Below are 7716 nucleotides of genomic sequence, written 5' to 3' on the forward strand. Positions count from 1 at the left end.
GTGCCCGCCCGGCGTTGACGGCGCCCCACGTGAGGTTGGCGCCCGAGCGCGGGTCGAGGCGGCGGTCGAGGACCGCGGGCAGCTGGGTGATGATGTGGCCGAGCGCGTAGACGACGTCGCCGGTGAGGTGCGGCCGGGAGGTGTGCCCGCCGTTCGAGCGGACGGTGATCGTCACGTTGTCCGACGCCGCGGTGATCGGGCCGATGCGCGAGCCGATCCGGCCCACCTCGAGCTTGGGCGCGCAGTGCACGGCGTACATCTGCTCGACGCCGTCGAGGACCCCGGCGTCGAGGAGCGACTTGGCGCCGCTGGGCTGGACCTCCTCGGCGGGCTGGAGGATGAGGCGGACGCCGACGGGCAGCAGGTCCTCCTCGGCCAGCCGGGCGAGGACGAGCCCCGCGCCGAGGACGGCGCTGGCGTGCACGTCGTGGCCGCAGGCGTGGGACAGGCCCTTGTTGCGCGAGCGGAAGGGCAGCCCGGTGGTCTCGGTGACCGGGAGGGCGTCGATGTCGCCGCGCAGGCCGATGCGCCGTCGGCCCCGCGCCCGCGGGTCGGGTCCGATGTCGCACACGAGCCCGGTGCTCGTGAGGCGGCGCGGGGAGAGCCCGGCGGCTTTGAGGCGGTCGGCGAGCAGGTCGGTGGTCTCGCGCTCCATCCACCCGAGCTCGGGGTTGGAGTGGATCTGCCGGCGGAGGGCGACGAGCTCGTCGTCGAGCTCGTCGGCGAGCTGGAGGAGACGGTCGACCGGAGGGACGTCGTTCACCCTCGCGACCCTAGCGCGGTTCCTCAGCGCAGCGCCTCGGGCAGCCGGTCCACGATCTCCTTGACCCGCTGCGCGTGGTCCGCCGTCGTCACGAGGAGGGCGTCGGGCGTGTCGACGACGACGGCGCCGGGGAGGCCGAGGACGGCGACGCGCCGGTCGCCCGGCACGACGAGGGCGCCGGGGCTGTCGAGGGCGAGGGTGAGGCCGGCGTCGCCGAGGGTGCGCACGCTCCCCTCCCCCGCGGGCAGCAGCCCGGCGAGGGAGCGCCAGTCGCCGACGTCGTCCCAGCCGAGGTCGGCGGGCACGACGGCGACCCCGCCGTCGGCGGCGACGGGCTCGGCGACGGCGTGGTCGATGGCGATGCGGGTGAGGCGCGGCCACTCACGGGCGAGCACCTCCTGCCGCCCGGGGGTGTCCCAGGCGCGGGCGATGGCGAGGAGACCGTCGTGCAGCGGCGGCTGGAGCCGGGCGAGGTGGTCGAGGAGCACCTGGGCGCGCACGACGAACATGCCGGCGTTCCACCGGTAGCGACCGGTGGCGAGGTACTCGGCGGCCGTCGCGGCGTCGGGCTTCTCGACGAAGCGGGCGACGTGCCGGGCCGTGGGGGCGCCGTCGAGGGCGAGCGGGTCTCCCTCCTCGATGTAGCCGAACGCGGTCGAGGGGTGGTCGGCGGCGACGCCGACGGTGACGACGTAGCCCGCGCGGGCCGCGGCGACCGCCTCGCGCACGGCGGCGGCGAAGGCGTCGGGGCGGCGCACGACGTGGTCGGCGGCGAACGAGCCGAGGACGACGTCGCCGTGGCGTTCGCGCAGGAGGGCCGCGGCGAGCCCGATCGCGGCCATCGAGTCGCGGCCCGACGGCTCGGTGAGGAGGTTCGCGGGCGGCAGCGCGGGCAGCTGGGTCCCCACCTCCGCCGCGTGGGCCTCGCCCGTGACGACCACGACGCCCTCGGCGAGCGGCGCGAGGCGGTCCCACGTCCCCTGGAGGAGGGTGCGCCCGCTGCCGGTGAGGTCGAGGAGGAACTTGGGGTGGGCGCGGCGGGACAGCGGCCACAACCGGGTCCCGGCCCCTCCGGCCGGGACGACGGCGTGGAACCCGGGGATCTGGCTCGGCGTCATGCGGGCAGCCTAGACAGGGGGTGGGAGGCAGCGCCCGTCCCGCCCGCCCCGCGCGCGCCGAGGTCGCACATCTCGATCCCAGGTCCTCCGATGTTTCCGGCGACCGCTGACGGGAACGTGCGACCTCGCGGCGGGTGTGGACGCCGGCCTCCGGGGGGGCGAGCGAGGAGTTGCGGGCCGGCCCCGTCTCGTAGGCGTTCAGCTAGCCGGTGACGAGCAGGGCGGCGGCCAGGGTGAGGGCGGTGATGCGGGTGAGGCGGGTGGTCGTGTCTCCTGCGGTGCGGCGCGCGGTGGGAACCGCCGAGCGCACGGCAGCGCCCGGGCGGTGTCCACGGCCTTCGGCCCCGATGTCAGTGGTCGCCGATAGCGTGAAGTCAGGTCGATCAGATGATCGGCGGCGAACCGAAGGAGGTGAGCAGGATGGGTGCACCGGCACCGATCGCCGTCGGTGAGCTGCTCCCCGCCGACCCCGCCGAGCCACCTCCCTGGCTGGTCGACGACGACGGGCCGGCCGAGCTGGCGCCGCTGCCGCCTGACCCGCTCGGGCCCGACCCCTTCGCAGGAGACGCCGACTCCGTCGGTGCCGTGCGACTCACGCAGGCCCCGCCTTCCGCCGGACCGCACGGGATCTCCGGGTCCGCCGCCGCTCTCGCGGACTTGCTCGCCACGGTCGCGCCCGGTCCACAGCTGGCCGGCGCCCTCGAGGCGACCGACCCGCGCGGGCTCGACCTCTACGACCTCGTCGAGGTCATCGCCGGGTACCACCGCCTCGCCTCCTGGGCCCACGCCCGGCTCACCGAGCTCACCGGCCGCCTCACCCGGCGCCCCGGGATCAACCCCCACCACCCGCTGCCCGGCGGTCGGTTCGCCGCTGACGCTGCCGCCGCCGAGCTCGCGCCGCGTCTGGGGATCCCCCGCCGCACCGCCCGCCGCATCGTCGGCAACGCCGCCCTCTTCCGCGACACCCTCGACCAGACCGCCGACGCCCTGCGGCTCGGTCACCTCGACCCCGTCAAGGCCGACACCCTCGCCCGGCTGCTCGGCGACCAGCCCGCGGACGTCGCGTGGGAGGTCCAGCGACAGGTCCTGCCCGGCGCCGCCCACCAGACGGCGAACCAGCTGAGCCGGGCGGTGCAGCAGGCCCTCGTCGCCGTCGACCCCCACCGTGCCTCCCAGCGTCATCGGGCGGCCCGGGAGGCGCGCCGGGTCGACCACCCGCGCCCACTCCCCGACGGCATGGCCGCCCTCTACGCCGTCCTGCCCGCCACCGACGCCGCCGGCCTCGATCTCGCGCTGGAGGCGGCGGCCATGGGCGCCAAGGCGGGTGGCGACACCCGCACGATCGACCAGCTCCGCGCTGACGCGCTCGCCCTCCTCGGCCACACCGCGCTGGACCAGGGGTTCATCGGTCTGCCCGAGAAGCCCGGACAGGAGCGAGTCGCAGGCGACGGCGCCCCCGACGTCCCGAGCGCGGCCACCGGCGCCGAGGACCTCCAACCGGTGAGCGACTACTTGCGGATGCTCCGCATGCCGGTCGGCACCATCGGCGGGCGGCGTGCCCAGATCCGGGTCACCGTCCCGCTCTCGGCCCTCGTGCTGCCGACCACCGCGCAGGGCGGCCTCGCCAACCCGGGCGAGTGCCCGGACCACCTCGCCGAAGGGCTGACCGAGCCACCGGGGAACAGCTCCGCCCACCTCGGCACCGAACGCACGGGGCCACCCGGGACCGCTCACAACCCGCCCCGCACGACCCGATCCGAGTCGTTCGTCCCGAGCACCGGCGCCCACGGCCTCCCGGGGCCGAGCCCCGATGACGACGGCCCCACCCCGGCCGAGGTCGCCGAGCTGGACGGGTACGGCCCGATCACCCCGGACGTCGCCCGCGCCCTCGCCCTGAGCGGCGGTACCTGGCAGCGCCTCGTCACCGACCCGCTCAGCGGCCGGCTCCTCGACGTCGGGCGCACCCGCTACCGGCCACCGGCCGCGATCGCCGAGCTCGTCCGGGCGCGGGACCGCACGTGCGTCGTCCCGGGCTGCTCGACCCCGGCCGCCGGCTGCGACCTCGACCACGTCGTCCCCTACCCGCAGGGACCGACGAGCGCGCTCAACCTCGCCGCCCTCTGCCCCGCCGACCACACCCTCAAGACCCTCGGCTCGTTCCGCCTCCGGCGCACCGGCGAGGGAACCTTCGAGTGGACCACCCCGAGCGGCCACCGCTACCACCGCGACCAGAACGGCCGGGTCACCTGGCGTCGCCCGGACTCTGCCACGTCGGCCGTGGCGACCCTCACCGGACCACCGTTCTAGACGAACCGGCCCGTCTGGGCCCTTGGTCCGGACCACTACCGACTTGTGACTACCATGCTGATGTGTCCACCACTCAAACTGCGGCGCGGCAGGTCAAGGGCCGCCGGACGTCGGTCGCTCTCAAGATCGTCATGGCCGCCACCGGGGTGCTCTTCCTGCTCTTCGTGCTGGCGCACATGTACGGAAACCTCAAGGCGCTCTCCGGGCAGGAGGCCTACGACGGCTACGCGCACCACCTGCGCGTGCTCGGCGAGCCGATGCTCCCCTACGAGGGCTTCCTCTGGATCATGCGCGTGGGCCTCATCGTCAGCCTCGTGCTGCACGTATGGGCGGCGGCGCAGCTCACCCGCCGCAAGCGGGCCGCGCGTACGCAGAAGTACGCGGTGAAGAAGTCGGTCGCCTCGACCCTCTCGTCCCGCACGATGATGTGGGGCGGTCTGACGATCCTCCTCTTCCTCGTCTTCCACATCCTCCAGTTCACGACCCTCACCATCGAGGTCGGCGGGTCCTACGACAGCCCGTACGAGCGGTTCGTCGCCGCGTTCGAGGTCTGGTGGCTGGTGGCGATCTACGTCGTCGCGATGATCGCCCTCGGGATGCACCTGCGCCACGGCATGTGGAGCGCGGTGCAGACCCTCGGCTGGTCCAACCGCAACCGCCAGGCGGCGCTCAAGGCGACCGCGCTCGCGGTCTCGCTCGTCATCGTCGTCGGCTTCCTCCTGCCGCCCCTCGCCATCGCCTTCGGCATCGTCTAGACCCTGCGGAGTAGTGCTTTCCATGACCGAACAGCTCATCGACGGCCTCTACCGCGAGGGCGCCCCGATCGCCGACACCAAGGCCCCGGCCGTCCCCGTCGACCGACGCTGGCGCGAGCGCCAGTTCGGCGCCCGCCTCGTCAACCCGGCCAACCGCCGCAAGATCAGCGTCATCATCGTCGGGACCGGCCTGGCCGGCGCCTCGGCGGGCGCGACGCTCGGCGAGGCCGGCTACAACGTCAAGTCCTTCTGCTACCAGGACTCCCCCCGCCGGGCGCACTCGATCGCCGCGCAGGGCGGCATCAACGCGGCGAAGAACTACCGCAACGACAACGACTCCGTGTTCCGGCTGTTCTACGACACCGTCAAGGGCGGGGACTTCCGCGCCCGGGAGTCCAACGTCTACCGCCTGGCCGAGGTCAGCGCGAACATCATCGACCAGTGCGTCGCCCAGGGCGTGCCCTTCGCCCGCGAGTACGGCGGCCTGCTCGACAACCGCTCCTTCGGCGGCGTCCAGGTCTCGCGCACGTTCTACGCCCGCGGCCAGACCGGCCAGCAGCTCCTCATCGGCGCCTACCAGGCCCTCGAGCGCCAGGTCGCCGCCGGCACCGTCGAGATGTTCACCCGCCACGAGATGCTCGAGCTCGTCGTCGTCGACGGCAAGGCCCGCGGGATCATCGTCCGCGACATGGTCACCGGTGAGATCGAGACGCACCTCGCCGACGTCGTCGTCCTCGCCACCGGCGGGTACGGCAACGTCTTCTACCTCTCGACCAACGCCATGGGCTCCAACACGACGGCGATCTGGCGCGCGCACCGCAAGGGCGCCCTGTTCGGCAACCCCTGCTACACCCAGATCCACCCGACGTGCATCCCGGTGTCCGGGGACTACCAGTCCAAGCTCACGCTCATGAGCGAGTCCCTGCGCAACGACGGGCGCATCTGGGTGCCCAAGCGCGCCGAGGACTGCGACAAGGACCCGCGCGCGATCCCCGAGCAGGACCGCGACTACTACCTCGAGCGGATCTACCCGGCGTTCGGCAACCTCGTCCCCCGCGACATCGCCTCCCGCCAGGCGAAGAACGTGTGCGACGAGGGTCGCGGCGTCGGCCCGGCCGTCGACGGCGTCCGGCGCGGCGTCTACCTCGACTTCGCCGAGGCGATCGGGCGCCTGGGGCGCAAGGCCGTCGAGGCCAAGTACGGCAACCTCTTCGACATGTACCAGCGCATCACCGGGGAGAACCCCTACGAGGTGCCGATGCGCATCTACCCCGCCGTCCACTACACGATGGGCGGCCTGTGGGTCGACTACGACCTCCAGTCCTCGATCCCCGGGCTCTTCGTTACCGGTGAGGCGAACTTCTCCGACCACGGCGCCAACCGCCTGGGCGCCTCGGCGCTCATGCAGGGCCTGGCCGACGGCTACTTCGTCCTGCCGAACACGATCAACGACTACCTCGCCGACGGCCCGTTCCCCAAGGTCGCCGAGGACCACCCGGCGGTCCAGGAGGCCCGGGCCGCCGTCGAGGACCGCATCCACCGGCTGATGAACGCCGGCGGCACCCGCTCGGTCGACTCCTTCCACAAGGAGCTCGGCCACATCATGTGGGAGTACTGCGGGATGGAGCGCACCGCCGAGGGCCTGCAGACGGCCATCGAGAAGATCCGGGCCCTGCGCGAGCAGTACTGGCGCGAGGTCCGCGTGCTCGGCGCCGCCGACGACTTCAACCAGTCGCTGGAGAAGGCCCACCGGGTCGCCGACTTCATCGAGCTCGGCGAGCTCATGTGCATCGACGCGCTGCACCGTCGCGAGTCCTGCGGCGGGCACTTCCGCGCCGAGAGCCAGACCGAGGACGGCGAGGCGCTGCGCCACGACGACGAGTTCGCCTACGTCGCGGCCTGGGAGTGGGGCGGTGACGGCCAGGCGCCGGTGCTCCACAAGGAGGACCTCGTGTACGAGTACGTCGAGATGAAGCAGCGGAGCTACAAGTGAGAATCACCCTCAAGGTCTGGCGCCAGCCCAACGCGCAGGTCCGCGGCACCCTGGTGGACTACCCGCTCGACGGGATCTCCGAGGACATGTCCTTCCTCGAGATGCTCGACGTGCTCAACGAGCAGCTCATCGCACGCGGCGAGGAGCCGGTGGCATTCGACCACGACTGCCGCGAGGGCATCTGCGGCATGTGCGGTCTCATGATCGACGGCATCGCGCACGGCCCGGAGGTCACGACGACCTGCCAGCTGCACATGCGCTCCTTCAAGGACGGCGACACGATCACCGTCGAGCCGTGGCGCGCCGACCCGTTCCCGGTCATCAAGGACCTCGTCGTCGACCGCTCGGCCTTCGACCGGATCATCCAGGCCGGCGGGTTCATCTCCGCGAACACGGGGGCGGCGCCGGACGCGCACGCCACCCCGGTCCCGAAGATCGACGCCGACGCCGCCTTCGAGGCCGCGGCGTGCATCGCCTGCGGCGCCTGCGTGGCGGCCTGCCCGAACGGCTCGTCGATGCTGTTCACCGCCGCCAAGGTCACCCACCTCGGCAAGCTGCCCCAGGGTCAGCCGGAGCGCCTGGGCCGGGTCGTCTCGATGGTCGCCCAGCAGGACGCCGAGGGCTTCGGCGGCTGCACGAACATCGGTGAGTGCGCCGCGGTGTGCCCCAAGGGCATCCCGCTCGACACCATCAACCAGCTCAACTTCGACCTGCGCACCGCGCTGCGCGGCTGACCGGCCACCGAGGGCGCTACCCGCGCGAGTCGCGGGTAGCGCCCTC

The 7716-nt window shown here is 73.1% G+C and carries 6 protein-coding genes; 4 read left to right on the forward strand and 2 right to left on the reverse strand.

The window, feature by feature from the left end; all coding sequences use genetic code 11:
• The coding region (locus tag FHE66_RS03910) for an amidohydrolase (RefSeq protein WP_139071692.1) at positions 1–763 on the reverse strand (763 nt) is incomplete at its 3' end.
• Between the two features lie 23 nt (positions 764–786).
• Complete coding sequence (locus tag FHE66_RS03915; protein WP_139071683.1) at positions 787–1881, reverse strand: mannose-1-phosphate guanylyltransferase; 1095 nt, start codon at positions 1879–1881, stop codon at positions 787–789.
• Positions 1882–2301: 420 nt separating this feature from the next.
• Between FHE66_RS03915 and FHE66_RS03920 the strand changes: the two genes are divergently transcribed.
• From FHE66_RS03920 to FHE66_RS03935, 4 genes are all read left to right on the forward strand, one after another.
• The gene (locus FHE66_RS03920) at positions 2302–4188 is read left to right on the forward strand and encodes an HNH endonuclease signature motif containing protein (RefSeq protein ID WP_176554640.1); all 1887 of its coding nucleotides are present in this window, start codon (positions 2302–2304) and stop codon (positions 4186–4188) included.
• Between the two features lie 62 nt (positions 4189–4250).
• On the forward strand, positions 4251–4943 hold the full coding sequence (locus tag FHE66_RS03925) for a succinate dehydrogenase cytochrome b subunit (protein WP_230976426.1): 693 nt from the start codon (positions 4251–4253) through the stop codon (positions 4941–4943).
• 22 nt (positions 4944–4965) lie between these two features.
• Positions 4966–6936, forward strand: a complete 1971-nt coding sequence (locus FHE66_RS03930) for a fumarate reductase/succinate dehydrogenase flavoprotein subunit (protein WP_139071685.1) — start codon at positions 4966–4968, stop codon at positions 6934–6936.
• Positions 6933–7670, forward strand: coding sequence for a succinate dehydrogenase/fumarate reductase iron-sulfur subunit (locus tag FHE66_RS03935; RefSeq protein ID WP_139071686.1), 738 nt, complete (start codon positions 6933–6935; stop codon positions 7668–7670). Before FHE66_RS03930 ends, FHE66_RS03935 begins: the two co-directional genes overlap by 4 nt.
• The last annotated feature ends 46 nt before the right edge of the window (positions 7671–7716 follow it).

Source organism: Georgenia sp. 311 (genome assembly GCF_006151955.1).
Classification (GTDB): domain Bacteria; phylum Actinomycetota; class Actinomycetes; order Actinomycetales; family Actinomycetaceae; genus Oceanitalea; species Oceanitalea wutianyii.

What these genes read in the sequence shown, in the direction of transcription:
- FHE66_RS03915 (WP_139071683.1), bottom strand. Translation starts at nt 1,881, where the DNA reads ATGACGCCGAGCCAGATCCCCGGGTTCCACGCCGTCGTCCCGGCCGGA.
- FHE66_RS03920 (WP_176554640.1), top strand. Translation starts at nt 2,302, where the DNA reads ATGGGTGCACCGGCACCGATCGCCGTCGGTGAGCTGCTCCCCGCCGAC.
- FHE66_RS03930 (WP_139071685.1), top strand. Translation starts at nt 4,966, where the DNA reads ATGACCGAACAGCTCATCGACGGCCTCTACCGCGAGGGCGCCCCGATC.